Raw genomic sequence first — 24,598 nt, forward strand, 5'->3', positions numbered from 1 at the left:
GACGCCGGGCCGGCCGCCGTTCACGGCGCGGGCCGCTGACGAAGGAGCTTTCGGTGGGTAGCTTGCGCTGGCTCACGGCGGGGGAGTCGCACGGCCCCGCTCTGGTCGCGACGCTGGAGGGCCTGCCGGCCGGGGTGCCGGTCACCACCGCCATGGTGGCCGACGCGCTGGCCCGCCGGCGGCTCGGGTACGGGCGCGGCGCGCGGATGAAGTTCGAGCAGGACGAGGTGACCTTCCTCGGCGGCGTCCGGCACGGCGAGACCATGGGTTCCCCGGTCGCGATCATGGTCGGCAACACCGAGTGGCCGAAGTGGGAGCAGGTCATGTCGGCCGACCCGGTCGACCCCGAGGTGCTCGCGGGCCTGGCCCGCAACGAGGCGCTGACCCGCCCCCGCCCCGGCCACGCCGACCTGGCGGGCATGCAGAAGTACTCGATCGACGAGGCCCGCCCGATCCTGGAGCGCGCCAGCGCCCGGGAGACCGCGGCCCGGGTCGCGCTCGGCGCGGTCGCCCGCTCCTACCTCAAGGAGACCTGCGGCATCGAGATCGTCAGCCACGTCGTGGAGCTGGCCGCCGCCAAGGCCCCGGCCGGGGTGCTGCCGCTGCCCGCCGACGAGGCCCGGCTGGACGAGGACCCGGTGCGCTGCCTGGACGCCGACGCGTCCAAGGCGATGGTCGCCGAGATCGACCAGGCCCACAAGGACGGCGACACCCTCGGCGGCGTCGTCGAGGTGCTGGCGTACGGCGTGCCGGTCGGCCTCGGCTCGCACGTGCACTGGGACCGCCGGCTGGACGCCCGGCTGGCCGCCGCGCTGATGGGCATCCAGGCGATCAAGGGCGTCGAGGTCGGCGACGGCTTCGAGCTGGCCCGGGTCCCCGGCTCGCAGGCGCACGACGAGATCGTGCCGACCGCCGAGGGCGTCAGGCGCACCTCCGGCCGCTCCGGCGGCACCGAGGGCGGCCTGTCCACCGGCGAGCTGCTGCGCGTCCGGGCCGCGATGAAGCCGATCGCGACCGTCCCGCGGGCCCTGCAGACCCTGGACGTGCGCACCGGCGAGCCCGCCAAGGCGCACCACCAGCGCTCCGACGTGTGTGCCGTCCCGGCGGCCGGCATCGTCGCCGAGGCGATGGTGGCGCTCGTCCTGGCGGACGCGGTGGCGGAGAAGTTCGGCGGCGACAACGTCTCCGAGACCCGCCGCAACGTGCAGTCCTACCTCGACAACCTGATCGTCCGATGAGCGCGTCGGCCACACCCGCCGTGGTGCTGGTCGGCCCGCCCGGCAGTGGCAAGTCCACCGTCGGGCGGGTCCTCGCCGACCGCCTCGGCCTGCCGTTCCGCGACACCGACGCCGACGTCGAGCAGGCCGCGGGCAAGCCCATCCCGGAGATCTTCATCGACGAGGGCGAGCCGCACTTCCGGCAGCTGGAGCGGGACGCCGTCCGGGCCGCCACCACCGGCCACACCGGTGTGCTGGCGCTCGGCGGCGGCGCCGTGACGGCCGAGGAGACCCGGGCGCTGCTGGCCCCGCTGCCCGTGGTGTTCCTGGAGGTGGCGCTCGGCGACGCGGTCAAGCGGGTCGGCCTGGACGCCCCCCGCCCGCTGCTCGCGGTCAACCCCCGGGCCCGCTGGCGCGAACTGATGGAGGCCCGCCGCCCGCTCTACCTGGAGGTCGCCACCGCCGTGGTCGACACCGAGGGCCGCACGCCCGAGCAGGTCGCCGACGCCGTACTCGAAGCACTGGAGTTGAAGGACCCCCATGTCTGACGCCGACGTTGTCAGGATCCAGGTCGCGGGCAGCGACGGCCACGCGCCCTACGAGGTGCTGATCGGCCACCAGCTGCTCGGCGAACTCGCCCCGCTGATCGGCCCGAAGGCCAAGCGGGTCGCCGTCATCCACCCGGAGGCCCTGGAGGCCACCGGCGAGGCGATCCGCGAGGACCTCGCCGCGCAGGGCTACGAGGCGATCGCCCTGCAGGTGCCGAACGCCGAGGACGCCAAGAGCGCCGAGGTCGCCGCGTACTGCTGGTCGGTGCTGGGGCAGACCGGCTTCACCCGCAGCGACGTGGTCGTCGGCCTCGGCGGCGGCTCCACCACCGACCTGGCGGGCTTCGTCGCGGCCACCTGGCTGCGCGGGGTGCGCTGGATCTCGGTGCCCACCACGCTGCTCGGCATGGTCGACGCGGCCGTCGGCGGCAAGACCGGCATCAACATCGCCGAGGGCAAGAACATGGTCGGCGCCTTCCACCCGCCCGCGGGCGTGCTGGCCGACCTGGGCACCCTGGAGACCCTCGGCAAGCACGACTACGTCTCCGGCCTGGCCGAGGTGATCAAGGCCGGCTTCATCGCCGACCCGGTCATCCTCGACCTGATCGAGGCCGACCCCGAGGCCGCCACCACCCCGGCCGGGCCGCACACCCTGGAGCTGATCCGGCGGGCCATCCAGGTCAAGGCCGACGTGGTCTCCGGCGACCTCAAGGAGTCCGGCCGCCGCGAGATCCTCAACTACGGCCACACCCTCGGCCACGCCATCGAGCGCAACGAGCGCTACAAGTGGCGGCACGGCGCGGCGATCTCCATCGGCATGGTCTTCGCCGCCGAACTCGGCCGCCTGGCCGGGCGGTTGGACGACGCCACGGCCGACCGGCACCGGACGGTGCTGGCCTCCGTCGGCCTGCCGCTGACCTACCGCGCGGACGCCTGGCCGAAGCTGCTGGACGCCATGAAGATCGACAAGAAGTCGCGCGGCGACCTGCTGCGCTTCGTCGTCCTGGACGGCCTCGCCAAGACCTCCATCCTGGAGGGCCCCGACCCGTCCGTGCTGGTCGCCGCCTACGGGGAGGTCTCCGGATGAGCACCCGCGTCCTCGTCCTGAACGGCCCCAACCTGGGGCGGCTCGGCTCCCGCGAACCCGACGTGTACGGCTCCACCTCGTACGCGGGGCTGGTGGCGCGGTGTGCCGAGCTGGGTGCCCGGCTCGGTCTCGACGTCGAGGTGCGGGAGACCAACTCCGAGGCGGAGATGGTCGGTTGGCTGCACGAGGCGGCGGACGCCAGGACCCCCGTGGTGATCAACCCCGGCGCGTTCACGCACTACTCGTACGCGATGCGCGACGCCGCCGCCCAGCGCACCGCGCCGCTGATCGAGGTGCACATCTCCAACCCGTACGCGCGCGAGGCCTTCCGGCACAATTCGGTCATCGCGGCCGTCGCCTCCGGCACCGTCGCCGGGTTCGGCCTCGGCTCGTACGAACTCGCCCTGCGCGCCCTCGCCGAGCAGCTGACCAGCCGCTGAGCGCACCCCGGCCCGGTGGCGGACTTGTGCCCGCCACCGGGCCCACGTGTACATTCGGCGCAGGGAGGTGACGGTGAGCCAGTACGCGCAGAACCAACACGCGGGGGGCCAGGTGCCACCCCGACCGGCGGCGTCCCCGCAGCCGGTGGCGCCGCAACCGCCGTACCACGCACCGGCACTGCCGCCCGGGTCCACCCAGCCGATCCCCGTCCTCGGGCCCACCGCGCCCCGGCCCGACCGGCCGACCGTCCCGCTCAAGGCCGTCGCCCCGGTCGTCCCCGGCGGCACCGGTCACTTCCTGCTCCCGACCGGAGGGACCGTCCAACTGCCCGCCCCGCCGCCCCAGTCGCCCGCGCCCCCGGCCCCGCTGCCGATGGGGCCGATCGCCGTCCTGCTGATCGGCGCGGCCGGCGCGGGCAAGACCACCGTCGCCCGCTACTGGGCCGAACGCCGCCCCACCCCCACCGCGCACATCAGCCTCGACGACGTCCGCGAATGGGTCCAGTCCGGCTTCGCCAACCCGCAGTCCGGCTGGAACACCGCCTCCGAGGCCCAGTACCGGCTGGCCCGCCGCACCTGCGGCTTCGCCTGCCGCAACTACCTCGCCAACGGCATCTCCTGCATCATCGACGACGCGGTCTTCCCCGACCGCCCCGCGATCGGCCTCGGCGGCTGGAAGCGCCACATCGGTCCCGGCATGATCCCCGTCGTCCTCCTCCCCGGCCTCGACCGCGTCCTCGCCCGCAACGCCGAGCGCTCCGGCAACCGCCGCCTCTCCGACGACGAGGTCGCCCGCATCCACGGCCGCATGGCGGGCTGGCGCACCTCGGGGCTGCCGATCATCGACAACTCCAACCTGAGCGTGCCGGAGACGGCGGCGGCGCTCGACCACGCGATCCTGAGCCGGCTGCACGCGCGCTGAGGTGCCGCTGCGCGGTGAGGGGGTTCCGCTTCGCGGAGAGGGACGGCGGCGGCGCTCGACCACGCGATCCTGAGCCGGCTGCACGCGCGCTGAGGTGCCGCGCTGCGCGGGGCCGTTGCGGGGGATCTTGGCGGGGGTGGGGGCCGCTGCGCGGAGAGGGGCGGCGGGGCTGTTGCGGGGTGGGGCGGTGGGGTGTTCGGGCTGCCTGGTGGTCGGGGTCAGGCCTCGGTGAAGTAGTGGTCCTGGTCGAGGTCGTCGAGCAGGCCCGGGTGGGTCGGGTGCCAGTCGAGGAGGGCGCGGGTGGCTTCGGCGGAGGCGGGGAGGTCGAGGGGGACGACGCGGGCGAGGAAGCCGAAGTGCTCGTCGGCCCGGGCGTCCTCGACGGGGGCGGTGGGGAGGCCGAGGCGGATGCCGATGCGTTCGGCGATCTCGCGGAAGGGGACGCCCTCGTCGTCGACGGCGTGCAGGCGGGTGCCGGCCGGGGCGTGTTCGAGGGCGAGGCGGTAGAGGCGGGCGGCGTCGAGGGTGTGGACGGCGGGCCAGCGGTTGGTGCCGTCGCCGAGGTAGCCGGAGGTGCCGGTGGCGCGGGCGGTGCGGATCAGCAGGGGGACGAAGCCGTGCCGGTCGAGCGGGCTGTGGACGACCGGGGGGAGGCGGACGACGCTGGTGCGCACGCCGTCGGCGGCGGCGTCGACCAGGGCCTGTTCGGCTTCGGTGCGCGGGGCGCCGGGGGCGACCCGGCTCTCCAGGGAGAGCCGGCCGGGGGCGCTGCCGCCGCCCGTCCCGCCGGTGCCGACCAGGGGCTTCCCGGTGCCCGCGAGCGCTTCGACCAGGGCGCGGACGGCCTTGAGGTCGTCGGCCATCGCCCCGGCGTAGTCGCCGCCGAGCATCGCCTCGTGCTTGAAGGCGAGGTGGACGACGCCGTCGGCGGCCGCGGCGGCGGCCCGCAGGCCGTCGAGGTCGTCGAGGTCGCCGCGGCGGACGTCGGCGCCGAGGGCGGTGAGCGCGGCGGCGGAGGCGTCGGAGCGGGCGAGGCCGGTGACGCGGTGACCGGCGGCGAGCAGATCGGGGACGAGCGCCGAGCCGAGGTGGCCGGTGGCTCCGGTGACGAGGACGTGCACGGTGGACCTCCGAGTGATGAGACCTTGTCCCATCACCATAGCCTGCCGGGCCCGGTGATGCGACCATGTCCCGTCACGTAGAATCCGGATCATGGCCAGATGGGACCCGAACGCCCGCGGGCGGCTGGAGCGCGCCGCGCTGGAGCTCTTCGTCCGGCAGGGCTACGACCGCACCACCGTCGCCGAGATCGCCGAGCGCGCGGGCCTGGCCAAGAGCACCTTCTTCCGGCACTTCGCGGACAAGCGCGAGGTGCTCTCCGGCGGCGACGCGCTGACCCGCCTGCTCACCGGGGCGGTCGCCGCCGCCCCGCCCGGGGCGGGCCCGCGGCAGGCCGTCGAGGCCGCGCTGGCCGCCGTCGGCGCGCAGGCCTTCACCCCCGAGCGCCACGGGACCGTCCGGGAGCGCCAGCAGGTGGTCGCCGCCAACCCGGAGCTGACCGAGCGCGAACTGCTCAAGCACGAGGCGCTGGCCACCGCCTTCGCCGACGCGCTGCGCGAACGCGGCACCCCCGACCCCGCCGCCCGTCTCGCCGCCGTGCTGGGCCTGCTCGCCCTGCGCGCCGCCCTCGCCCGCTGGACCGCCCGCCCCGGCCAGGACTTCACCGCCCTGGCGCTGGCCGAGCTGGCCGCCCTGTGCGAGGCCGCGGCCGCGCTCTGAGCCCCCGGGCCGGCCGTCCCGGGTGTCCGAGCGGCCTGGGAGAATGGGGTTCTCACGACACGCCGACCGAGGAGTTGACGCCGGTGCCCGAGGGGCATGTGATCCACCGCCTGGCCAGGGAGAACGCCGCGCTGTTCGGCGGCCGCCCGGTGCGGGTGTCCAGCCCGCAGGGGCGCTTCGCGGAGGGGGCCGCGCTGATCGACGGGCGGGTGCTGGACGAGGCGGAGGCGCACGGCAAGCACCTGTTCCTGGGCTTCGGCGAGCACTGGCTGCACGTGCACCTGGGGCTGTACGGGAAGTACGACTTCGGCGCGGGCGAGCCCCCTGAGCCGGTCGGCCAGGTCCGGCTGCGGATGGTGAACGACCGCGGCTACGCCGACCTGCGCGGCCCGACCGCCTGCGAGCTGCTCACCCCCGCCGAGAAGGCCGCCGTCCACCGCCGCCTGGGTCCGGACCCGCTGCGTGCGGGCGAGGCGGGCGACGAGGCGTGGCGGCGGATCTCCCGCAGCGGCAGCACGGTCGCCGCCCTGCTGATGGACCAGAAGGTGCTGGCGGGCGTCGGCAACGTCTACCGCGCCGAGGTGCTGTTCCGCCTGGGCATCAGCCCGCACCGCCCCGGCCGCGACCTCTCCCGCGCCGAGTGGGACGCGATCTGGGCCGACCTGGTCGCCCTGATGCACGACGGCGTGGCCGCGGGCCGGATCGACACCGTCCGCCCCGAGCACACCCCGGAGGCGATGGGCCGCCCGCCGCGGGTGGACGACCACGGCGGCGAGGTGTACGTCTACCGGCGGCACGACCAGCCCTGCCTGGTGTGCGAAACACCGGTCCGCACCGAGGAGTTGGCCGCCCGGAACCTCTTCTGGTGCCCGCGCTGCCAGCAGGCCTGACGCTCCGTCACCACGGCAAGCCTTGACGCAAGGTTGACCAGCGCTTGGGCGAGGCCCCGGAAGGGCGCTCCTATTGTCGGGGCCATGCCCGTACAACCCTTCCGGGGCCCGCGCCCCACCCCGGCGCTCCCGGTCCTGCCGTACCGCAAGCCCACCAGGGGACGCGACTACTGGGTGCTGGACGACGTCCTCCCCGACCCGGACGCGGTGCGGGCCCGGCACCTGGCGCGCACGGACTGGGAGGAGGGATACCCGCACCGGCCGGAGCCCTGGCCGGGGCTGCGGGCGATGCCCGGGCTGGAGCCGGACGAGCTGGCGCACGTGGAGGGGCTGGTCCGGGCGGCGACCGGGGCCGGGCGGATCTGGGCGCTGGACGAGGCCGAGGGCGGCACGTTCAACCACAACTGCGTGCAGGTGGTCGGCGCGGGGGAGTGCGAGCCGCGGCCGCACACCGACTCGCGCGCGCTGTGCCGCTACGCGGCCGTGCTGTACCTGAACCCGGCCGTCCCCAAGCGCTGCGGCACCAGCTTCTATCGGCAGAGCCTGCCCGGCGGGCGGCTGGGCGGCAACAGCGTGGTGGCCCCGCACAACAACCTGGTGGACGCCCTGGGCACCCGCTTCGTCCCGCCGGACTCCTTCACCGAGGACCTGGCCGTCCCGCACCGCTACAACCGGCTGCTGCTCTACACCGCCAACCTGATCCACACCGCGACCGAGTACCACGGCGCGACGCTGGAGGAGAAGCGGATGACCTGCGTCTTCTTCTGGATGGCCTGACGCGCCCGGGCGGCCTGACGCGCCGTCACCACGGCCCTGAACAGGCGTGATCTCCGCCACCCGGGCCGGGGTGCGCTCTTGCCGCCACGCCCGCGGCGGGCCTACGGTGGGCGGGCCGTGGTGCTCGGGAAGCCGGTGCACTGCGTCCGTCACGGGAGTGAGGGGCGCAGGAGTCCGGAGCGGCCCTCGCCACTGTGATCGGGGAGTCGTCGGCTCCCACCCCGTGCCACTGGCCGCTCGCGGCCGGGAAGGCCGGGAGCCGGCGCGCAACACCCCGTCAGCCAGGAGACCGGCCACGGCATCTCACGAAGTGATCCACGAGGTGCTGGAGCGTGAACGCGGATGACCGCGCATGAAATCACCCTGCCCGGGAACGAACCCGGCTCCCCCCTGCCCGTCTTCCGCTGGCGGCGCGAGGACACCCTGCGCACGGCCGGCCTGATGGCGGTGATCCTGGCCATGCACCTGGCCGCCTTCGGGACGCTGCTGTTCCTGGTGGCGCCGCACGAGTACAAGGTCGGCACCCAGGTGTTCGGCGTCGGCCTGGGCGTCACCGCGTACACCCTGGGCATGCGGCACGCCTTCGACGCCGACCACATCGCGGTGATCGACAACACCACCCGCAAGCTGATGGCGGACGGCCGCCGCCCGGTCTCGGTGGGCTTCTGGTTCGCCCTCGGCCACTCCTCGATGGTGGTGATCATGGCCGCCCTGGTGGCCGGCGGCGCGGCGCTGGCGGGCACCCTGATGGACGAGGACTCCACCACCCACCGGGTGCTCGGCACCATCGGCACCACCGCGTCCGGCGCCTTCCTCTACCTGATCGCGGCGCTCAACCTGGTGGCCCTGCTGGGCATCTGGCGGGTGTTCCGGGCGATGCGGGCCGGGCAGTACGACGAGGCCGAGCTGGAGAAGCACCTGAACGCCCGCGGCTTCCTGGCCCGGCTGCTGGGCCGGGCCACCCGCTCGATCAGCCGGCCCGGCCAGATGTTCCCGGTCGGGATGGTGCTCGGCCTGGGCTTCGACACCGCCACCGAGGTGACCCTGATGGTGATGGCGGGCTCCGGCGCGGCCTCCGGGCTGCCCTGGTACGCGGTGGTCTGCCTGCCGCTGCTGTTCGCCGCCGGGATGAGCCTGTTCGACACCCTGGACGGCACGTTCATGAACTTCGCCTACCAGTGGGCGTTCGCCAACCCGGTCCGCAAGGTGTACTACAACCTGACCATCACCGGGCTGTCGATCGCGGTGGCCTTCGTGATCGGCACCATCGAGCTGGTCGCCGTGCTGCACGACAAGTTCGACCTGGCCGACCCCGTCACCGGCTGGATCGCGGGCCTCAGCCTGGACAACGTCGGCTTCGTGATCGTCGGCCTGTTCGTGGTGGTCTGGGCCGCCGCGATCGGCTACTGGCGGATCGCCAAGCGCTCCCGGGCGTTCGCGGGAGCGGGGGCGGAGGTGTCCTGACCGGGCGTCAACCGGCGGCCAGGATCAGCGTCCCGGCCACCGCGAGGCCCGCGCCCAGCACCTGCACCCGCAGCAGCCGCTCCTTCAGCAGGCCGCGCGCCATCAGCGCGGTGACCACCGGGTAGAGCGAGGCCAGCACGGCCGCCACCGCCACCGAACCCAGGTGCGAGGCGGCCGCGTACAGGCCGTTCGCGGCCACGTCGGCGACCCCGACGGCGGTCAGCGCGGGCAGCGACCGCGCGCCCGCCGACAGTCCGAGGGGCTGCCGGCGGGCCGCGAAGGCCAGCATTCCGGCGCCGATCGCCGCGTTGGTCAGCCGCTGCACGCACAGCGTCAGCAGCAGGGCGCCGCCCGCGCTGGCGTGCGCGACCAGGGCCAGCACCGCGCCGAAGGCGAAGGCCGCGCCGAGGGTGAGCAGCAGCACCTGCCGGCTCACCGCCGTCCCGCCGCGCTGCGGACCGCCGGCCAGGGCGACCCCGGCGACGGCCACCGCGATGCCCAACCCCTGGACGGCGCCCGGCCGTTCGCCGAGGAACAGGCCGACCCCGATCGGCACCAGCACGCCGACGGTGGCCAGCGGCGACACCACGCCCATCGGGCCCAGCGCCAGCGCCCGGTAGAAGGCCAGCAGCGCGAACGGCCCGATCACGCCCGCCGCCACCGCGTACCAGAGGGCCGGGGAGGCGCCGGGCCAGCCGCCGGTGGCGGTCACCGCGACCGCGAGCACAGCGGCGGCGGCCGTCTGGGAGAGCACCACCACCGTCAGCGCGGGCACCCGCCGGGTGATCGCCCCGCCCCCGTAGTCGGCGACGCCCCACAGCAGGCTGGCGAGCAGGGCGAGGGCGGCGCTCATGAGGCGGGGAGGTGGGCGGACAGCATGGTGGACTCCGCAGTACAGTCGGTGGATCTGGCGATGCCGCCGCAGCATAGTTCAACTCAGTGCACCGACCCAACCAGAATATTGGACTGCCCGTGCCGGACGCCGACCTCGTCACCCAGGCCCTCGCCCGCAACCTCAAGCGCCTGCGCCTCGACCGCGGCCACACCCTGGACGCGCTGGCCGCCCGCTCCGGGGTCAGCCGCGGCATGGTCGTCCAGATCGAACAGGCCCGCACCAACCCCAGCATCGGCACCGTGGTCCGGCTCGCCGACGCGCTCGGCGTCTCGATCGCCCGGCTGCTCGACTACGACGCCGCCTCGGAGGTCAGGATCGTCCCCGCCGAGGACGCCGTCCGGCTGTGGAGCGGCCCCGGGGGCGGCAGCGGCACCCTGCTCGGCGGCACCGAGGCCCCCGGCCCGCTGGAGCTGTGGTCCTGGCACCTGCACCCCGGTGAGGCGCACACCTCCGACCCGCACCCGCCCGGCAGCGTCGAGATCGCCCGGGTCGACGAGGGCGTCCTCACCCTCGTCCTGGACGGCCGCGAGCACCGCGTCCCCGCCGGGTCCACCGCCTCCTACGAGGCCGGCGCCGCCCACGGCTACCGCAACGACGGCGAGGTGCCCTGCCGGGTCACCATGGTGGTCTCCGTCCCCCCGCCCGGCGCATGACGAAGGGCCCCGGGGAGGAAGCCCCGGGGCCCTGCGGTGCGTGCCGTCAGCCGCCGTACCGGCGCCGGTACAGCTCGACCCGGCCCTCGGTGTCCAGCAGGCGGGCCCGGCCGGTGTAGAACGGGTGGCTCGCCGAGGACGTCTCGACGTCGACCACCGGGTACGTCCGCCCGTCCGCCCACTCGACCGTGCGGTCGCCGGAGGCGGTGGACCTGGTCAGGAACGACAGGCCCCCGGCCTTGTCCCGGAACACCACCGGACGGTACTCGGGGTGGATTCCCTGCTGCATGACTGCTCCTCCTCGCTGGGTGCGTGTGCGATCGGACGGGTGCGCCGCCCGCATGGTCAGCGGGCCTCGCGGAACTCCACGTGCCGCCCGGCCACCGGGTCGAACTTCCGCAGGGCCATCCGGTCGGGGTCGTTGCGGCGGTTCTTCCTGGTCACGTACGTGAAGCCGGTGCCCGCCGTGGACCGGAGCGTGATCACCGGTCGCAGTTCGCTGCGCGCCATCGTCTCGGCCTCCCTCTCCCGGCAACGATTGCCGTTTTCACCAAGCCACAACGCGAGGCCCCCCGCCCGCATTCCCGACCCCGTCCGCCGGTCCCGACAGGCGCCCCGCCGCCCCCGTTCGTACGCTCGGACCATGTCCGACGCGCACTCCGCCCGACGCGAACGCCTCCGCGAGTACTGCAGCGCCTCCGGTGCCGACGCCGCGCTGGTCACGCGCCCCGCCAACGTCCGCTACCTCACCGGCTGCCCGCCGGTGGGCGCCGCGCTGCTGCTCACCCGCGAGCGCGCCGTGCTCGCGGTGCCCGAGGGGGCGGAGGACGCCGAGGGCGGCGAGCGGCAGGCCGAGGCGGAGGTCACCCGGATGCCGGTGCCCGCCGAGGCCGACGCCGCGTTCGCCGCCGCCGAGGCGGCCGCCCGGCTGCGGGTGCACGACCTCGCGGTCGAGGAGCACGACCTCACCGTCACCCGGCACCGCACCGTCGCCCGGCTGGCCGGGGCGACCCGGCTGCTCGACCTGGACCGGGCCGTGGAGCGGCTGCGGGTGGTCAAGGACGAGCACGAGATCGCCGACCTGCGGATCGCCGCCGAGATCGCCGACCAGGCCCTCGGCGAGTTGCTCGAATCCATCCTGGTCGGCCGCACCGAACGCCACCTGGCGATGGAGCTGGAGCGCCGGATGATCGACCACGGCGCCGACCGGGCCGCCTTCCCGGTCTCCGTCGGCACCGGCGGCAACTCCGGCCTGGAGCACCACCAGCCCACCGACCGCCGGGTCGAGGAGGGCGACTTCCTCACCGTCGCGCTCGGCGCCCGCTACCGCGGCTACGGCATCTCCACCGCCCGCACCTTCGTGATCGGCGCCGCCCCCGCCGCCTGGCAGGTCGAGCTGCACCGGCTGGTCTTCCGCGCCCAGCGGGCCGGCCGGGAGGCCCTCGGGCCCGGAGTCGAGCAGCACGTGCCGGACGACGCGGCCCGCTCGATCCTCCAGGCCGCGGGCCACGCCGAGCACTCCGTCCACGCCCTGGGACACGGCATCGGCCTGGAGATCAGGGAGGCTCCGCGCCTGGGGCCCGCCGACATGGGTAAACTGGACAATCGCGTGCCGGTCACTGTCGGCCCCGGGGTCCATCTCCCGGGTCGGGGCGGGGTCCGGATCGAGGACACGCTCGTGGTGCGGCCTCCCGAGGAGGGCGGGCCCGAGCTGCTCACCATCACCACCAAGGAGCTCCTCGCGCTGTGACCGAGCCCGGTCCCGGCGGCGCACGGCTTGGTGTTCTTTGACAGCGGACATATCAGGAGTAAGTGCGCCCGTGGCTACCACGAACGATCTCAAGAACGGCATGGTCCTCAAGCTGGACGGCGGCAAGCTCTGGTCCGTCGTCGAGTTCCAGCACGTCAAGCCCGGCAAGGGCCCGGCCTTCGTGCGCACCAAGCTGAAGGAGGTCCTCACCGGCAAGGTCGTCGAGAAGACCTTCAACGCGGGCATCAAGGTCGAGACCGCCAACGTCGACAAGCGGACCATGCAGTACTCGTACCGCGACGGCGACGCGTTCATCTTCATGGACATGGACACCTACGACCAGGTCCCGGTCGACTCCGCCACCGTCGGCGACGCCGCCAAGTACCTGCTGGAGGGCTTCGAGGCCCTGGTCGCGCAGAACGAGGGCGTCCCGCTGTACGTCGAGCTCCCGGCCGCGGTCGAGCTGACCATCGCCGAGACCGAGCCGGGTGTCCAGGGCGACCGCTCCACCGGCGGCACCAAGCCCGCCACCCTGGAGACCGGCGCCGAGATCCAGGTGCCGCTGTTCGTCACCACCGGCGAGAAGGTCAAGGTCGACACCCGCGACGGCAGCTACCTCGGCCGGGTCAAGTAACCGTGGCCGCTGCTCGTAGCAAGGCCCGCACCCGGGCCTTCCAGATCCTGTTCGAGGCGGACCACCGCGGTGTGTCCCCCGAGCGGGTGCTCGCCGACTGGATCGCGCGGGCGCGCGACCCCCGGCCGGACGAGGGCATTCCGCAGGTCGCGGAGTACACGATGCAACTGGTCGAGGGGTACGCGCAGCACGCGCGCACCATCGACGACCTGATCTCCACCTACGCGGTGGGCTGGACGCTCGACCGGATGCCGATCGCCGACCGCAACGTGCTCCGGCTCGGCGCGTACGAGCTGATCTGGGAGGACGGGACGCCCGACGCGGTGGTCCTGGACGAGGCGGTGGAGATCGCCAAGGAGTTCTCCACCGACGAGTCGCCGGCCTTCGTGAACGGCCTGCTCGCCCGGTTCATGGAGCTCAAGCCGAGCATCCGGCGCTGAGCCCGCACGCCCCAGGAGGCCGCCGGACCCGTCGGTCCGGCGGCCTCCGCGCGTAAGACCGGCCGGCAGACGGGGGCAGCGTCGCGGGCCGATGGCTGTCTCCCCCAGCCTTCGGCCGGGAGGTGCCCCCTTGACGGCTTCTCCTCGGTCGCCGTGGCTCCGCCACGGCTCCCTCGTCGGCACCGCCAGGACTCGGCCCTCGACCCGCTCCTTCTCCTACCCCCCGTCTGCCAGCCGGTCTAAGCTACTGGCAAGTAATCTCTCTGTCCGCCGCGCAGAAGGGCCGCGAAGCCATGCCGGAGACCACCCCCGCCTTCGAGTTCGACCAGGCCGTCGCACTCACCCCGCACCCCACCGAGCCGGGCCGCTACGACGGCGAGCTCGGCGAGGGCTGGCAGATCGGCGGAGGCGTCAACGGCGGTCTGCTGCTCGCCTTCGCCGCGCACGCGCTCGCCCTGGAGGCCGGGCCCGGCCACCCGCACCCGCTCACCGTCAGCGGCACCTACATATCCGCCTCCCGGCCCGGGCCCGCCACCGTCCGCACCGAGATCGTCCGGCGCGGCCGCAGCCTGGCCACCGGCAGCGCCGTCCTCTCCCAGGGCGGCGAGGAGCGGCTGCGGGTCACCGCCGCCCTCACCGACCTCGCCGCGCTCGACGAGGAGGTCGCCACCACCGCGCTCCCGCCGCAGCTGCCCGCGCCCGAGCAGTGCGTGGGCGTCGAGCACGCCCCGCGCGAACTCCTCGACCAGGCCGCCCTGCTGGAGCGCCTCGACCTGCGCCTGGACCCGGCCACCATCGGCTGGGCGCTGGGCCAGCCCTCGAAGCAGGGCCGCATCCAGGGCTGGTTCCGCCTCGCCGACAAGCGCCCCGCCGACGCGCTCTCCCTCCTCCTCACCGCCGACGCCCTCCCCCCGGTCACCTTCGACCTCGGCCGCCCCGGCTGGGCCCCCACCATCCAACTCGCCGTCCACGTCCGGGCCCTGCCCGCCGACGGCTGGCTGCGCGTCTCGCACGCCACCCGCAACCTGGCCGGCGGGTACTTCGAGGAGGACTGCGAGATCTGGGACGAGAGCGGCCGACTGGTCGCCCAGTCCCGGCAGTTGGCCATGGCGCCCCGCTGACACTCCGGACGGTTCACGGTCAGTTGCAGAGTTGTGACAGGCCGTGCGTGTGGGGCGGGTGCGGACGGGGAGGACTCGGTCAGCAGTTGCCAGAGCGAGACCCCCGGGAGCCACCGATGTCCAGGAACAGCCGCCGGCCGCGCCGTTGCAGTGCCGAATCCTCGCGGCGGAGCGAGGAGGCGTTCGTGACGGGCATCCTGACCAGCGAGGCGGACTTCGAGCGGGTGCGGGCCTGGCAGGTGACGGACGCCCCGGACCACGCCGCCTACCTGCGGGAGGCCGGGCAGTTGCTGGCCGAGGCGGTGGAGGAGTACGGGACGGTCCGGGCGCGGATGTTCCACCCGGAGGACTTCGCGGACTACTGCCTGCTCCACGGGCTGGACGTGCGCGAGCAGGCCGCGCGCGACGGGTACCTGGTCAACCCGCCGCTGCGCACCCAGCTGGTGACCTACCGCGGCGAGGACCTCGCCGACTTCCTGCCGCGACTGGTCCGGGCCCGGGAGGGCGGCCTGGTGATGCGCCACGCCGACCTGCTGATGGACGGCGCGCTGTGCGGCACCGAGCAGCCGGCCCCGGCCGACCCGCGGGTGCGGTGGACGTACCAGCAGGCGTCCGAGGTGTTCCGCCGGGTGCTGGTCGGCGCCGGGTGCGGGGCCTACGAGTTCCGGGTCGTGGTGGACGCGCCGGGCGGGCCGCTGGAGGCCCGGGCCCGGGCGCTGCACTGGGAGGACGGCGCGGTGCGGATCAACGACGAGGACCTGGACCTGGTCACCGCGGTGCTGTGCGCCGGGCTGTACTGCGAGCTGCCGGGCGCCGCGGTGCTGCACGGGACGCAGGGCTCGGGCGCGCTGTGCGGGGAGTACCGGCAGGTCGCCTGGGCCTGGCGGAGCACCGGTTACGAGTGGTCGCCGGCCGAGCTGGCGGTGGCCGGGGTGGCGGCGGGCCCCGGGTTCAGCCTGGGCACCGTGGTGTGAACCGACGACAGCGGGGCGGGGGGGGGGGGGGCCCCGGCCCCCCCCCCGGGGGAGTGTTGATTACGACCCGGGCGCCGGCCGCGGCGCGCCGCCGCCGCGCCGCGGGGCGGCGGCGCGGGGGGGCGGGGGGGCCGGGGGGGGCCGGCGGCGCCCCCGTGGGGGCCGGCGGCCGGGGGCGGCCGCCGGCCGGGGCGGCCCCCCCCCCCCCCCCCCCCCCCCCCCCCCCGCTGTGACGTTTCTTCAAACGCAGCGGCCGACCGCAGGTCAGCTCGCGTCCTCCTCGCGGACGGCGCGGCGCGCGTCCGGGTTCAGCACGCCCCAGCTGATCAGCTGCTCGGTGAGGATCGAGGGGGACTGGTCGTAGATGACGGCCAGCGTGCGCAGGTCGTCCTGGCGGATCGAGAGCACCTTGCCGTTGTAGTCGCCGCGCTGCGACTGGATGGTCGCGGCGTAGCGCTGCAGCGGCCCGGCCTTCTCGGACGGGACCTGGGTCAGGCGCTCCAGGTCGAGCACCAGGCGCGGCGGCGGCTCGGCGGCCCCGCCCGGGGTGCCGCCGGGCAGCAGCTCCTGGACCGGCACGCCGTAGAACTCGGCCAGCTCGGCGAGGCGCTGGACGGTGACCGCGCGGTCGCCGCGCTCGTAGGAGCCGACGACCACAGCCTTCCAGCGACCCTGGGACTTCTCCTCGACGCCGTGCAGGGAGAGCCCCTGCTGAGTGCGGATCGCCCGGAGCTTGGCCCCGAGCTGCTTCGCGTAGTCGCTGGACATGGATCTCCCCGGACGAGATTGCTTCGCGTGCGCTGAAATGGGAGCGACGAGGGTCTCTGCGGAGCACCTTCGTAACTCACTGTGAGGTTACGTAGAGTGAGGGTTGCGCGTCAAGCCGAATGGGGCACTCGTGCGAACGGGCGGCGAACGGGCTCCGATCAGCACGCTGCTACCATGGGCGAGGCTCCGGCTGCGGCCGGGAACCATTCCAGACATCCTTTAAGACCCGTCCCGTGAGGCGGGGAAGGAGGTCCGCTTCGGCATGACCACACCCAGTTCCGCCCCCCGCGCCCCGCACCAGGTGCTGGACGCCACCGACATCGCCCGGGTCATCACCCGGATCGCCCACGAGATCGTGGAACGCGCCAAGGGCGCGGAGGACGTGGTGCTGCTCGGCATCCACACCCGCGGTGTCCACCTGGCCCGGCGACTGCAGGCCAGGCTCACCCAGATCACCGGCCGGGACATCCCGTTCGGGACGCTGGACATCACCATGTACCGGGACGACCTGCGGCTGAAGCCCGCCCGGGCCCTGGAGCACACCGAGATCCCCGCCGAGGGCATCGACGGCAAGCTGGTGATCCTGGTCGACGACGTGCTGTTCTCCGGCCGTACCATCCGCGCCGCGCTCGACGCGCTCAGCGACATCGGCCGCCCGCGCGCCGTCCGCCTCGCCGTGCTGGTCGACCGCGGCCACCGCGAACTCCCCATCCGCGCCGACTACGTCGGCAAGAACCTGCCCACCTCGCTGCGCGAGGCCGTGCAGGTCCGGCTGGCCGAGTCCGACGGGCTGGACGCCGTCCTGCTGGGCGACCGCGACTACGCCGCCCGCTCCTCCCAGGCCCTGGCCGCCGACCCCGAACTCCCGGAGTAGAACCGCGTGAAGCGCCACCTCGTCTCCACCGCCGACCTCGGCCGCGACGACGCCCTGCTGATCCTGGACACCGCCGAGGAGCTCTCCCAGTTCTCCGGACGGGCCGTCAAGAAGCTGCCCACGCTGCGCGGCCGCACCGTGGTCAACCTGTTCTTCGAGGACTCCACCCGCACCAAGACCTCCTTCGAGGTCGCCGAGAAGCGGCTCTCCGCCGACGTCATCAACTTCTCCGCCAAGGGCTCCTCGGTCTCCAAGGGCGAGAGCCTCAAGGACACCGCGCTGACCCTGCAGGCGATGGGCGCCGACGCGGTGGTCATCCGGCACCACGCCTCCGGCGCGCCCGCCCGGCTCGCCGACTCGGACTGGCTGCACGGCTCGGTGATCAACGCCGGCGACGGCACCCACGAGCACCCGACCCAGGCCCTGCTGGACGCCTTCACCCTGCGCCGCCACCTCAACCCCGGCGCGGGCCGCGACCTGGCGGGCCGCAAGGTCGCCATCGTCGGCGACGTCCTGCACAGCCGGGTCGCCCGCTCCAACGTGCACCTGCTGACCACGCTCGGTGCGCAGGTCGTCTTCGTCGCCCCGCCGACCCTGCTGCCGATCGGCATCGAGACCTGGCCCTGCGAGGTCTCCTACGACCTGGACAGCGTGCTGCCCAAGGTCGACGCCGTGATGATGCTGCGCGTCCAGCGCGAGCGGATGAACGCGGCGTTCTTCCCCACCGAGCGCGAGTACTCCCGGCGCTACGGGCTGGACGGCGTCCGGCTCGGCAAGCTGCCCGAGCACGCCGTCGTCATGCACCCCGGCCCGATGGTCCGCGGCATGGAGATCACCGCCGAGGTCGCCGACTCCCCGCGCTGCACCGTGGTCGAGCAGGTCGCCAACGGCGTCTCCGTCCGGATGGCCGTGCTCTACCTGCTGCTCGGCGGCGCGGTCTTCGCCGACGCGCCCGCCGACGCCCCCCGCACCACCGAACTCCCGGAGGCCGCCCAGTGACCACCTACCTGATCCGCAACGCCCAGATCCTCGGCGGCGCCCCCCGGGACATCCACATCGTCGACGGCGTCTTCGCCGCGATCGGCGAGGACCTGGACGTCCGGGCCGACATCGACATCGACGCGCACGGCCTGGTCGCCCTGCCCGGCCTGGTCGACCTGCACACCCACCTGCGCGAGCCCGGCCGCGAGGACGCCGAGACCGTGCTGACCGGCACCCGGGCCGCCGCCATGGGCGGGTACACCGCGGTGCACGCGATGGCCAACACCTTCCCGGTCGCCGACAGCGCGGGCGTGGTCGAGCAGGTCTGGCGGCTGGGCCGCGAGTCCGGCTACTGCGACGTGCAGCCGGTCGGCGCCGTCACCGTCGGCCTGGAGGGCAAGCAGCTCGCCGAGCTCGGCGCGATGCACGACTCCGCCGCCGGGGTCCGGGTCTTCTCCGACGACGGCAAGTGCGTGGACGACGCGGTGATCATGCGCCGCGCCCTGGAGTACGTGAAGGCCTTCGACGGCGTCGTCGCCCAGCACGCCCAGGAGCCGCGGCTGACCGCGGGCGCCCAGATGAACGAGGGCCTGGTCTCCGGCGAGCTCGGCCTGGGCGGCTGGCCTGCCGTCGCCGAGGAGTCGATCATCGCCCGGGACGTGCTGCTCGCCGCGCACGTCGGCTCCCGGGTGCACATCTGCCACCTGTCCACCGCCGGGTCGGTCGAGATCGTCCGCTGGGCCAAGGCCAAGGGCTGGGACGTCACCGCCGAGGTCACCCCGCACCACCTGCTGCTCACCGACGAACTGGTCCGCAGCTACGACCCGGTGTACAAGGTCAACCCGCCGCTGCGCACCGCCGCGGACGTCGAGGCGCTGCGCGAGGCGCTGGCCGACGGCACCATCGACGCCGTCGCCACCGACCACGCCCCGCACCCCGCGGAGGACAAGGACTGCGAGTGGGCGGTCGCCGCCATGGGCATGGTCGGGCTGGAGACCGCGCTGTCGGTCGTGCAGCAGACCATGGTCGACACCGGCCTGCTGAACTGGGAGGGCGTCGCGGACCGGATGTCGCACCGCCCGGCCCGGATCGGCCGGCTCGCCGGGCACGGACGCCCCGTCTCGGTGGGCGAGCCTGCCAACCTGGTGCTGTTCGATCCCGCGTACCGTGGAGTGGTGAACCCCGACACCTTCGCGACCCGCTCCCGCAACAGCCCGTACAAGGGCATGGACCTGCCCGGACGGGTGCACGCCACCTTCCTGCGCGGCGAGGCCACCGTGCTCGCCGGCGAGCTGGTCGAGCGCTGATGCTCGCCACCGAGAAGGGTCAGGTCACCGACTGGCCCGGGTACATCGGCGCGACGGTCGGCCTGCTGGTCCTGATCGCGCTGGTGTACTGGTTGATGCGGCAGGGCTGGAACTGGCGGCGCACCCTCCAGTCCGACCTGCCGGAGCTGCCCGCGGTGCCGCGGGACCCGGGCCCGGCGCTGCTCGCGGCGCCCGGCCGCTACCACGGTTCCACCACCGCCGGGAACTGGCTGGACCGGGTCGTCGCGCACGGCCTGGGCACCCGCAGCCTCGCCGAACTGACCCTCACCGAGCGGGGCCTGCTGGCCCGCCGCCCCGGCGACACCGACCTGTGGATCCCCGCCGCGGCGCTCACCGGCGCCCGCACCGACTCCGGCATCGCCGGGAAGGTCGTGCCCAGCGGGCTGCTGGTGGTCGGCTGGACGCACGGCGACCGCGCGCTGGAGAGCGGCTTCCGGCTGGACGCCGCCGCCGCGCACGAGGACTGGGTCGAGGCCGTCGAGGCACTAGTGACACGTACGAAGACGATGAAGACGGAAGAGGCCGCCACATGACCGCACCTGCCCCCACCACGCAGCGCACCAGGCGGGAGCGCGTGCCCGCCGTGCTCGTCCTGGAGGACGGCCGGACCTTCCGCGGCCAGGCGTACGGCGCGGTCGGCGAGACCTTCGGCGAGGCGGTCTTCAACACCGGCATGTCCGGCTACCAGGAGACCCTGACCGACCCGTCCTACCACCGCCAGGTGGTCGTGATGACCGCCCCGCAGATCGGCAACACCGGCTGGAACGACGAGGACGACGAGTCGCAGCAGATCTGGGTGTCCGGCTACGTGGTCCGCGACCCCTCCCGGGTCGCCTCCAACTGGCGCTCCCAGCGCTCGCTGGACGAGGAGCTGGAGCGCCAGGGCGTCGTCGGCATCAGCGGCATCGACACCCGCGCGCTCACCCGCCACCTGCGCGAGCGCGGCGCGATGCGGGTCGGCATCTTCTCCGGCCCGGCCGTCGCCGACCAGGCCGAACTGCTGGCCAAGGTGCAGCAGGCGCCCGAGATGAAGGGCGCCGACCTGTGCGCCGAGGTCGCCACCAAGGAGGCCTACGTCGTCCCGGCGATCGGTGAGAAGAAGTTCACCGTCGCCGCCCTCGACCTGGGCATCAAGGGCATGACCCCGCAGCGGATGGCCGAGCGCGGCATCGAGGTGCACGTGCTGCCCGCCAACTCCACCGTCGAGGACATCTACGCCGTGCAGCCCGACGGCGTGTTCTTCTCCAACGGCCCCGGCGACCCGGCCACCGCCGACCGGCAGGTCGAGGTGCTGCGCGGCGTGCTGGCGAAGAAGACCCCGTTCTTCGGCATCTGCTTCGGCAACCAACTCCTGGGCCGGGCCCTCGGCTTCGGCACCTACAAGCTCAAGTACGGCCACCGCGGCATCAACCAGCCGGTGCAGGACCGCACCACCGGCAAGGTCGAGGTGACCGCCCACAACCACGGCTTCGCCGTGAACGCGCCGCTGGACAAGGTGAGCGACACCCCCTTCGGGCGGGTCGAGGTCTCCCACGTCTGCCTCAACGACGACGTGGTCGAGGGCCTGCAGGCGCTCGACGTCCCCGCCTTCAGCGTGCAGTACCACCCCGAAGCGGCCGCCGGCCCGCACGACGCCGCGTACCTCTTCGACCGCTTCGTTAGCCTTATGGAGGGCCAGCGTGCCTAAGCGCACCGACATCAAGTCCGTCCTGGTGATCGGCTCCGGCCCGATCGTCATCGGCCAGGCGGCGGAGTTCGACTACTCGGGTACGCAGGCCTGCCGGGTGCTCAAGGCCGAGGGGCTGCGGGTCATCCTGGTCAACTCCAACCCGGCGACCATCATGACCGACCCGGAGATCGCCGACGCGACCTACGTCGAGCCGATCACCCCGGAGTTCGTCGAGAAGATCATCGCCAAGGAGCGCCCCGACGCGCTGCTGCCGACCCTGGGCGGCCAGACCGCGCTCAACACCGCGATCTCCCTGCACAAGGCCGGCACGCTGGAGAAGTACGACGTCGAGCTGATCGGCGCCGACGTCGAGGCGATCAACAAGGGCGAGGACCGCGAGCTCTTCAAGGGCGTCGTCGAGGCCGTCAACGCCAAGATCGGCCACGGCGAGTCCGCCCGCTCGGTGATCTGCCACTCGATGGATGACGTCCTCGCGGGCGTCGAGACCCTCGGCGGCTACCCGGTCGTGGTCCGCCCCTCCTTCACCATGGGCGGCGCCGGCTCCGGCTTCGCGCACGACGAGGAGGACCTGCGCCGCATCGCCGGGCAGGGCCTGGCCCTCTCGCCGACCACCGAGGTGCTCCTGGAGGAGTCCATCCTCGGCTGGAAGGAGTACGAGCTGGAGCTGATGCGCGACAAGCACGACAACGTCGTGGTGGTCTGCTCCATCGAGAACTTCGACCCGATGGGCGTGCACACCGGCGACTCGATCACCGTCGCCCCGGCGATGACGCTGACCGACCGCGAGTACCAGATCCTGCGCGACATCGGCATCGCCGTGATCCGCGAGGTCGGCGTCGACACCGGCGGCTGCAACATCCAGTTCGCGGTCAACCCCGCCGACGGCCGGGTCATCGTCATCGAGATGAACCCGCGCGTCTCGCGCTCCTCCGCGCTGGCCTCCAAGGCCACCGGCTTCCCGATCGCCAAGATCGCCGCGAAGCTCGCCGTCGGCTACACGCTGGACGAGATCCCCAACGACATCACCGAGCAGACCCCGGCCTCCTTCGAGCCGACCCTCGACTACGTCGTCGTCAAGGTGCCGCGCTTCGCGTTCGAGAAGTTCCCGTCCGCCGACGCCACGCTGACCACCACCATGAAGTCGGTCGGCGAGGCCATGGCGATGGGCCGCAACTTCCCCGAGGCGCTCAACAAGGCGCTGCGCTCGCTGGAGAAGAAGGGCTCGCAGTTCAGCTGGGTCGGCGACCCGGGCGACAAGACCGAGCTGCTGGCGAAGGCCGTCGTCCCGACCGACGGCCGGATCAACACCGTCATGCAGGCGATCCGGGCCGGCGCCACCCCCGAGGAGGTGTTCGAGTCCACGAAGATCGACCCGTGGTTCGTCGACCAGCTCTTCCTGATCCACGAGATCGCCGTCGAGCTGGGCGCGGCCGACGAGCTCGACCCCGAGCTGCTGCGCCACGCCAAGCGGCACGGCTTCTCCGACCAGCAGATCGGCGAGATCCGCGGCCTGAAGGCCGACGTGGTCCGCGAGGTGCGGCACGCGCTGGGCATCCGCCCGGTGTTCAAGACCGTCGACACCTGCGCCGCCGAGTTCGCCGCCAAGACCCCGTACTTCTACTCGTCCTACGACGAGGAGAGCGAGGTCGCCCCGCGCACCAAGCCCGCCGTGATCATCCTGGGCTCCGGCCCGAACCGGATCGGCCAGGGCATCGAGTTCGACTACTCCTGCGTGCACGCCTCCTTCGCGCTCGCCGACGCCGGGTACGAGACCGTGATGGTCAACTGCAACCCGGAGACCGTCTCCACCGACTACGACACCTCCGACCGGCTCTACTTCGAGCCGCTCACCCTGGAGGACGTGCTGGAGATCGTCCACGCCGAGCAGCAGGCCGGGCCGCTGGCCGGCGTGATCGTGCAGCTCGGCGGCCAGACCCCGCTGGGCCTGGCGCAGGCGCTCAAGGACAACGGCGTGCCGATCGTCGGCACCCCGCCGGAGGCGATCCACCTCGCCGAGGAGCGCGGCGCGTTCGGCCGGGTGCTGCGCGACGCGGGCCTGCCCGCCCCCAAGCACGGCACCGCGTTCTCCTTCGAGGAGGCCAAGGCGATCGCCGACGAGATCGGCTACCCCGTGCTGGCCCGCCCGTCCTACGTGCTCGGCGGCCGCGGCATGGAGATCGTCTACGACGAGCCCTCGCTCGCCTCCTACCTGGAGCGGCACGCCGGCCTGATCTCCGAGCACCCCGTGCTGATCGACCGCTTCCTCGACGACGCCGTCGAGATCGACGTCGACGCGCTCTACGACGGCGAGGAGCTGTACCTCGGCGGCGTCATGGAGCACATCGAGGAGGCCGGCATCCACTCCGGCGACTCCGCCTGCGCGCTGCCCCCGATCACCCTCGGCGGGTACGACATCAAGCGGCTGCGCTCGGCCACCGAGGGCATCGCCAAGGGCGTCGGCGTGCGCGGCCTGATCAACATCCAGTTCGCGCTCTCCGGCGACATCCTGTACGTGCTGGAGGCCAACCCGCGCGCCTCCCGCACCGTGCCGTTCACCTCCAAGGCCACCGCCGTCCCGCTGGCCAAGGCCGCCGCCCGGATCTCGCTCGGCGCCACCGTCGCCGAGCTGCGCGCCGAGGGCCTGCTGCCGCGCGAGGGCGACGGCGGCACCCTGCCCGCCGACGCGCCGATCTCCGTCAAGGAGGCCGTGATGCCGTGGTCGCGCTTCCGCGACGTGCACGGCCGCGGCGTGGACACCGTGCTCGGCCCCGAGATGCGCTCCACCGGCGAGGTCATGGGCATCGACCGGGTCTTCGGCACCGCGTACGCCAAGTCCCAGACCGGCGCGTACGGCGCCCTGCCGACCAAGGGCAAGGTGTTCGTCTCGGTCGCCAACCGCGACAAGCGCAACCTGGTCTTCCCGGCCCGCGCGCTGGTCGAGCTCGGCTTCGAGCTGCTCGCCACCACCGGCACCGCCGAGGTGCTGCAGCGCGGCGGCATCCCCGCCACCGTGGTGCGCAAGCACTCCGACGGCGAGGGCCCGGGCGGCGAGAAGACCATCGTCCAGCTGATCCACGAGGGTGAGGTCGACCTGATCATCAACACCCCGTACGGCACCGGCGGCCGCCTCGACGGCTACGAGATCCGCACCGCCGCGGTCTCCCGGGGCGTGCCCTGCCTGACCACCGTGCAGGCGATGGGCGCGGCCGTGCAGGGCATCGCCGAGCTGCGGCGCGGCGAGGTCGGCGTGATGTCGCTGCAGGAGCACGCGGCGCTGATCAACTCCGGCCGCAACTAGGTCGAAACCGTGGGGGGCACGCCGGTCCGGTTGCCGGGTGCCCCCCACGTCCATGTCCAGGCTCGGTC

At 73.6% G+C, this 24,598-nt stretch carries 26 protein-coding genes and 1 riboswitch; of the genes, 21 read left to right on the forward strand and 5 right to left on the reverse strand.

Annotation, left to right across the window (positions count from 1 at the left end):
* The first annotated feature begins 53 nt into the window (after positions 1-53).
* The 5 genes from aroC to ACFY00_RS19660 all read left to right on the forward strand — a co-directional run bounded on the left by aroC (position 54) and on the right by ACFY00_RS19660 (position 4,214).
* Positions 54-1,238 carry a chorismate synthase gene (gene aroC / locus ACFY00_RS19640; RefSeq protein ID WP_388032758.1) on the forward strand — a complete coding sequence of 395 codons (1,185 nt, stop codon included), beginning with the start codon at positions 54-56 and terminating at the stop codon, positions 1,236-1,238.
* Positions 1,235-1,765 (forward strand): shikimate kinase, encoded by a 531-nt coding sequence (locus ACFY00_RS19645; protein ID WP_388032759.1) that lies wholly within the window; start codon positions 1,235-1,237, stop codon positions 1,763-1,765. The genes aroC and ACFY00_RS19645 overlap by 4 nt, the downstream gene beginning before the upstream one ends.
* A complete protein-coding gene (gene aroB, locus ACFY00_RS19650; protein ID WP_388032760.1) occupies positions 1,758-2,852 on the forward strand; it encodes a 3-dehydroquinate synthase in 1,095 nt (364 codons plus the stop codon). The genes ACFY00_RS19645 and aroB overlap by 8 nt, the downstream gene beginning before the upstream one ends.
* The gene (gene aroQ / locus ACFY00_RS19655; protein WP_388032761.1) at positions 2,849-3,292 is read left to right on the forward strand and encodes a type II 3-dehydroquinate dehydratase; all 444 of its coding nucleotides are present in this window, start codon (positions 2,849-2,851) and stop codon (positions 3,290-3,292) included. The genes aroB and aroQ overlap by 4 nt, the downstream gene beginning before the upstream one ends.
* 73 nt (positions 3,293-3,365) lie before the next feature.
* The gene (locus tag ACFY00_RS19660; protein ID WP_388032762.1) at positions 3,366-4,214 is read left to right on the forward strand and encodes an AAA family ATPase; all 849 of its coding nucleotides are present in this window, start codon (positions 3,366-3,368) and stop codon (positions 4,212-4,214) included.
* A gap of 218 nt (positions 4,215-4,432) precedes the next feature.
* Here the strand turns inward: ACFY00_RS19660 and ACFY00_RS19665 are convergent, their stop codons facing one another.
* Positions 4,433-5,335, reverse strand: a complete 903-nt coding sequence (locus ACFY00_RS19665) for an SDR family oxidoreductase (RefSeq protein WP_388032789.1) — start codon at positions 5,333-5,335, stop codon at positions 4,433-4,435.
* Between the two features lie 91 nt (positions 5,336-5,426).
* On the opposite strand from ACFY00_RS19665, the gene ACFY00_RS19670 reads away from it, so the two are divergent.
* The 4 genes from ACFY00_RS19670 to ACFY00_RS19685 all read left to right on the forward strand — a co-directional run bounded on the left by ACFY00_RS19670 (position 5,427) and on the right by ACFY00_RS19685 (position 9,124).
* Complete coding sequence (locus ACFY00_RS19670) at positions 5,427-5,993, forward strand: helix-turn-helix domain-containing protein (protein WP_388032763.1); 567 nt, start codon at positions 5,427-5,429, stop codon at positions 5,991-5,993.
* Between the two features lie 83 nt (positions 5,994-6,076).
* Entirely contained in the window at positions 6,077-6,883 is an 807-nt protein-coding gene (locus tag ACFY00_RS19675) for an Fpg/Nei family DNA glycosylase (protein ID WP_388032764.1), read from the forward strand.
* Positions 6,884-6,967: 84 nt separating this feature from the next.
* Entirely contained in the window at positions 6,968-7,660 is a 693-nt protein-coding gene (locus ACFY00_RS19680) for a DUF6445 family protein (RefSeq protein WP_388032765.1), read from the forward strand.
* A 101-nt stretch (positions 7,661-7,761) separates the two neighbouring features.
* Positions 7,762-7,973: riboswitch (cobalamin riboswitch) on the forward strand.
* A gap of 29 nt (positions 7,974-8,002) precedes the next feature.
* Positions 8,003-9,124 carry a HoxN/HupN/NixA family nickel/cobalt transporter gene (locus ACFY00_RS19685; RefSeq protein WP_388032766.1) on the forward strand — a complete coding sequence of 374 codons (1,122 nt, stop codon included), beginning with the start codon at positions 8,003-8,005 and terminating at the stop codon, positions 9,122-9,124.
* 7 nt (positions 9,125-9,131) lie between these two features.
* Here ACFY00_RS19685 and ACFY00_RS19690 read toward each other — a convergent pair whose 3' ends face one another.
* Positions 9,132-9,977, reverse strand: coding sequence for an EamA family transporter (locus ACFY00_RS19690; protein WP_388032767.1), 846 nt, complete (start codon positions 9,975-9,977; stop codon positions 9,132-9,134).
* A gap of 119 nt (positions 9,978-10,096) precedes the next feature.
* Between ACFY00_RS19690 and ACFY00_RS19695 the strand changes: the two genes are divergently transcribed.
* The gene (locus tag ACFY00_RS19695) at positions 10,097-10,672 is read left to right on the forward strand and encodes an XRE family transcriptional regulator (RefSeq protein ID WP_388032790.1); all 576 of its coding nucleotides are present in this window, start codon (positions 10,097-10,099) and stop codon (positions 10,670-10,672) included.
* A gap of 46 nt (positions 10,673-10,718) precedes the next feature.
* Here ACFY00_RS19695 and ACFY00_RS19700 read toward each other — a convergent pair whose 3' ends face one another.
* Positions 10,719-10,961, reverse strand: coding sequence for a type B 50S ribosomal protein L31 (locus ACFY00_RS19700; protein WP_388032768.1), 243 nt, complete (start codon positions 10,959-10,961; stop codon positions 10,719-10,721).
* A 56-nt stretch (positions 10,962-11,017) separates the two neighbouring features.
* Positions 11,018-11,182 carry a 50S ribosomal protein L33 gene (rpmG, locus tag ACFY00_RS19705; protein WP_285738296.1) on the reverse strand — a complete coding sequence of 55 codons (165 nt, stop codon included), beginning with the start codon at positions 11,180-11,182 and terminating at the stop codon, positions 11,018-11,020.
* Between the two features lie 133 nt (positions 11,183-11,315).
* Here rpmG and ACFY00_RS19710 point away from each other — a divergent pair, with 133 nt between their 5' ends.
* From ACFY00_RS19710 to ACFY00_RS19730, 5 genes are all read left to right on the forward strand, one after another.
* The gene (locus tag ACFY00_RS19710; RefSeq protein WP_388032769.1) at positions 11,316-12,422 is read left to right on the forward strand and encodes an aminopeptidase P family protein; all 1,107 of its coding nucleotides are present in this window, start codon (positions 11,316-11,318) and stop codon (positions 12,420-12,422) included.
* A gap of 70 nt (positions 12,423-12,492) precedes the next feature.
* On the forward strand, positions 12,493-13,056 hold the full coding sequence (efp, locus tag ACFY00_RS19715) for an elongation factor P (RefSeq protein ID WP_388032770.1): 564 nt from the start codon (positions 12,493-12,495) through the stop codon (positions 13,054-13,056).
* A 2-nt stretch (positions 13,057-13,058) separates the two neighbouring features.
* Complete coding sequence (gene nusB / locus ACFY00_RS19720; RefSeq protein ID WP_285738299.1) at positions 13,059-13,496, forward strand: transcription antitermination factor NusB; 438 nt, start codon at positions 13,059-13,061, stop codon at positions 13,494-13,496.
* Between the two features lie 293 nt (positions 13,497-13,789).
* Positions 13,790-14,617: a thioesterase family protein gene (locus ACFY00_RS19725; protein ID WP_388032771.1), complete on the forward strand. Its 828-nt coding sequence runs from the start codon at positions 13,790-13,792 to the stop codon at positions 14,615-14,617.
* A 185-nt stretch (positions 14,618-14,802) separates the two neighbouring features.
* Complete coding sequence (locus ACFY00_RS19730; RefSeq protein ID WP_388032772.1) at positions 14,803-15,591, forward strand: hypothetical protein; 789 nt, start codon at positions 14,803-14,805, stop codon at positions 15,589-15,591.
* Between the two features lie 264 nt (positions 15,592-15,855).
* On the opposite strand, the gene ACFY00_RS19735 is transcribed toward ACFY00_RS19730, so the two are convergent.
* Complete coding sequence (locus ACFY00_RS19735; protein WP_030459171.1) at positions 15,856-16,359, reverse strand: transcriptional regulator; 504 nt, start codon at positions 16,357-16,359, stop codon at positions 15,856-15,858.
* A gap of 262 nt (positions 16,360-16,621) precedes the next feature.
* On the opposite strand from ACFY00_RS19735, the gene pyrR reads away from it, so the two are divergent.
* Genes pyrR through carB form a run of 6 tightly spaced genes read left to right on the forward strand, consistent with a single transcriptional unit; the run spans position 16,622 to position 24,530 of the window.
* Entirely contained in the window at positions 16,622-17,233 is a 612-nt protein-coding gene (gene pyrR, locus ACFY00_RS19740; protein ID WP_033252037.1) for a bifunctional pyr operon transcriptional regulator/uracil phosphoribosyltransferase PyrR, read from the forward strand.
* Between the two features lie 6 nt (positions 17,234-17,239).
* On the forward strand, positions 17,240-18,232 hold the full coding sequence (locus tag ACFY00_RS19745; protein ID WP_388032773.1) for an aspartate carbamoyltransferase catalytic subunit: 993 nt from the start codon (positions 17,240-17,242) through the stop codon (positions 18,230-18,232).
* Positions 18,229-19,521 (forward strand): dihydroorotase, encoded by a 1,293-nt coding sequence (locus tag ACFY00_RS19750; RefSeq protein ID WP_388032774.1) that lies wholly within the window; start codon positions 18,229-18,231, stop codon positions 19,519-19,521. The genes ACFY00_RS19745 and ACFY00_RS19750 overlap by 4 nt, the downstream gene beginning before the upstream one ends.
* Positions 19,521-20,075 carry a hypothetical protein gene (locus ACFY00_RS19755; protein ID WP_285738304.1) on the forward strand — a complete coding sequence of 185 codons (555 nt, stop codon included), beginning with the start codon at positions 19,521-19,523 and terminating at the stop codon, positions 20,073-20,075. The genes ACFY00_RS19750 and ACFY00_RS19755 overlap by 1 nt, the downstream gene beginning before the upstream one ends.
* On the forward strand, positions 20,072-21,229 hold the full coding sequence (carA, locus tag ACFY00_RS19760; protein ID WP_388032775.1) for a glutamine-hydrolyzing carbamoyl-phosphate synthase small subunit: 1,158 nt from the start codon (positions 20,072-20,074) through the stop codon (positions 21,227-21,229). Before ACFY00_RS19755 ends, carA begins: the two co-directional genes overlap by 4 nt.
* Positions 21,222-24,530: a carbamoyl-phosphate synthase large subunit gene (gene carB, locus ACFY00_RS19765; protein WP_388032776.1), complete on the forward strand. Its 3,309-nt coding sequence runs from the start codon at positions 21,222-21,224 to the stop codon at positions 24,528-24,530. The genes carA and carB overlap by 8 nt, the downstream gene beginning before the upstream one ends.
* Positions 24,531-24,598 lie beyond the last annotated feature (68 nt).

The organism is Kitasatospora sp. NPDC001540 (assembly GCF_042894345.1).
GTDB classification, from domain to species: Bacteria; Actinomycetota; Actinomycetes; order Streptomycetales; family Streptomycetaceae; genus Kitasatospora; species Kitasatospora phosalacinea_C.

What these genes read in the sequence shown, in the direction of transcription:
- ACFY00_RS19645 (WP_388032759.1), top strand. Translation starts at nt 1,235, where the DNA reads ATGAGCGCGTCGGCCACACCCGCCGTGGTGCTGGTCGGCCCGCCCGGC.
- aroB (WP_388032760.1), top strand. Translation starts at nt 1,758, where the DNA reads ATGTCTGACGCCGACGTTGTCAGGATCCAGGTCGCGGGCAGCGACGGC.
- aroQ (WP_388032761.1), top strand. Translation starts at nt 2,849, where the DNA reads ATGAGCACCCGCGTCCTCGTCCTGAACGGCCCCAACCTGGGGCGGCTC.
- ACFY00_RS19670 (WP_388032763.1), top strand. Translation starts at nt 5,427, where the DNA reads ATGGCCAGATGGGACCCGAACGCCCGCGGGCGGCTGGAGCGCGCCGCG.
- ACFY00_RS19680 (WP_388032765.1), top strand. Translation starts at nt 6,968, where the DNA reads ATGCCCGTACAACCCTTCCGGGGCCCGCGCCCCACCCCGGCGCTCCCG.
- ACFY00_RS19685 (WP_388032766.1), top strand. Translation starts at nt 8,003, where the DNA reads ATGACCGCGCATGAAATCACCCTGCCCGGGAACGAACCCGGCTCCCCC.
- ACFY00_RS19690 (WP_388032767.1), bottom strand. Translation starts at nt 9,977, where the DNA reads ATGAGCGCCGCCCTCGCCCTGCTCGCCAGCCTGCTGTGGGGCGTCGCC.
- ACFY00_RS19700 (WP_388032768.1), bottom strand. Translation starts at nt 10,961, where the DNA reads ATGCAGCAGGGAATCCACCCCGAGTACCGTCCGGTGGTGTTCCGGGAC.
- rpmG (WP_285738296.1), bottom strand. Translation starts at nt 11,182, where the DNA reads ATGGCGCGCAGCGAACTGCGACCGGTGATCACGCTCCGGTCCACGGCG.
- ACFY00_RS19710 (WP_388032769.1), top strand. Translation starts at nt 11,316, where the DNA reads ATGTCCGACGCGCACTCCGCCCGACGCGAACGCCTCCGCGAGTACTGC.
- ACFY00_RS19725 (WP_388032771.1), top strand. Translation starts at nt 13,790, where the DNA reads ATGCCGGAGACCACCCCCGCCTTCGAGTTCGACCAGGCCGTCGCACTC.
- ACFY00_RS19735 (WP_030459171.1), bottom strand. Translation starts at nt 16,359, where the DNA reads ATGTCCAGCGACTACGCGAAGCAGCTCGGGGCCAAGCTCCGGGCGATC.
- pyrR (WP_033252037.1), top strand. Translation starts at nt 16,622, where the DNA reads ATGACCACACCCAGTTCCGCCCCCCGCGCCCCGCACCAGGTGCTGGAC.
- ACFY00_RS19755 (WP_285738304.1), top strand. Translation starts at nt 19,521, where the DNA reads ATGCTCGCCACCGAGAAGGGTCAGGTCACCGACTGGCCCGGGTACATC.
- carA (WP_388032775.1), top strand. Translation starts at nt 20,072, where the DNA reads ATGACCGCACCTGCCCCCACCACGCAGCGCACCAGGCGGGAGCGCGTG.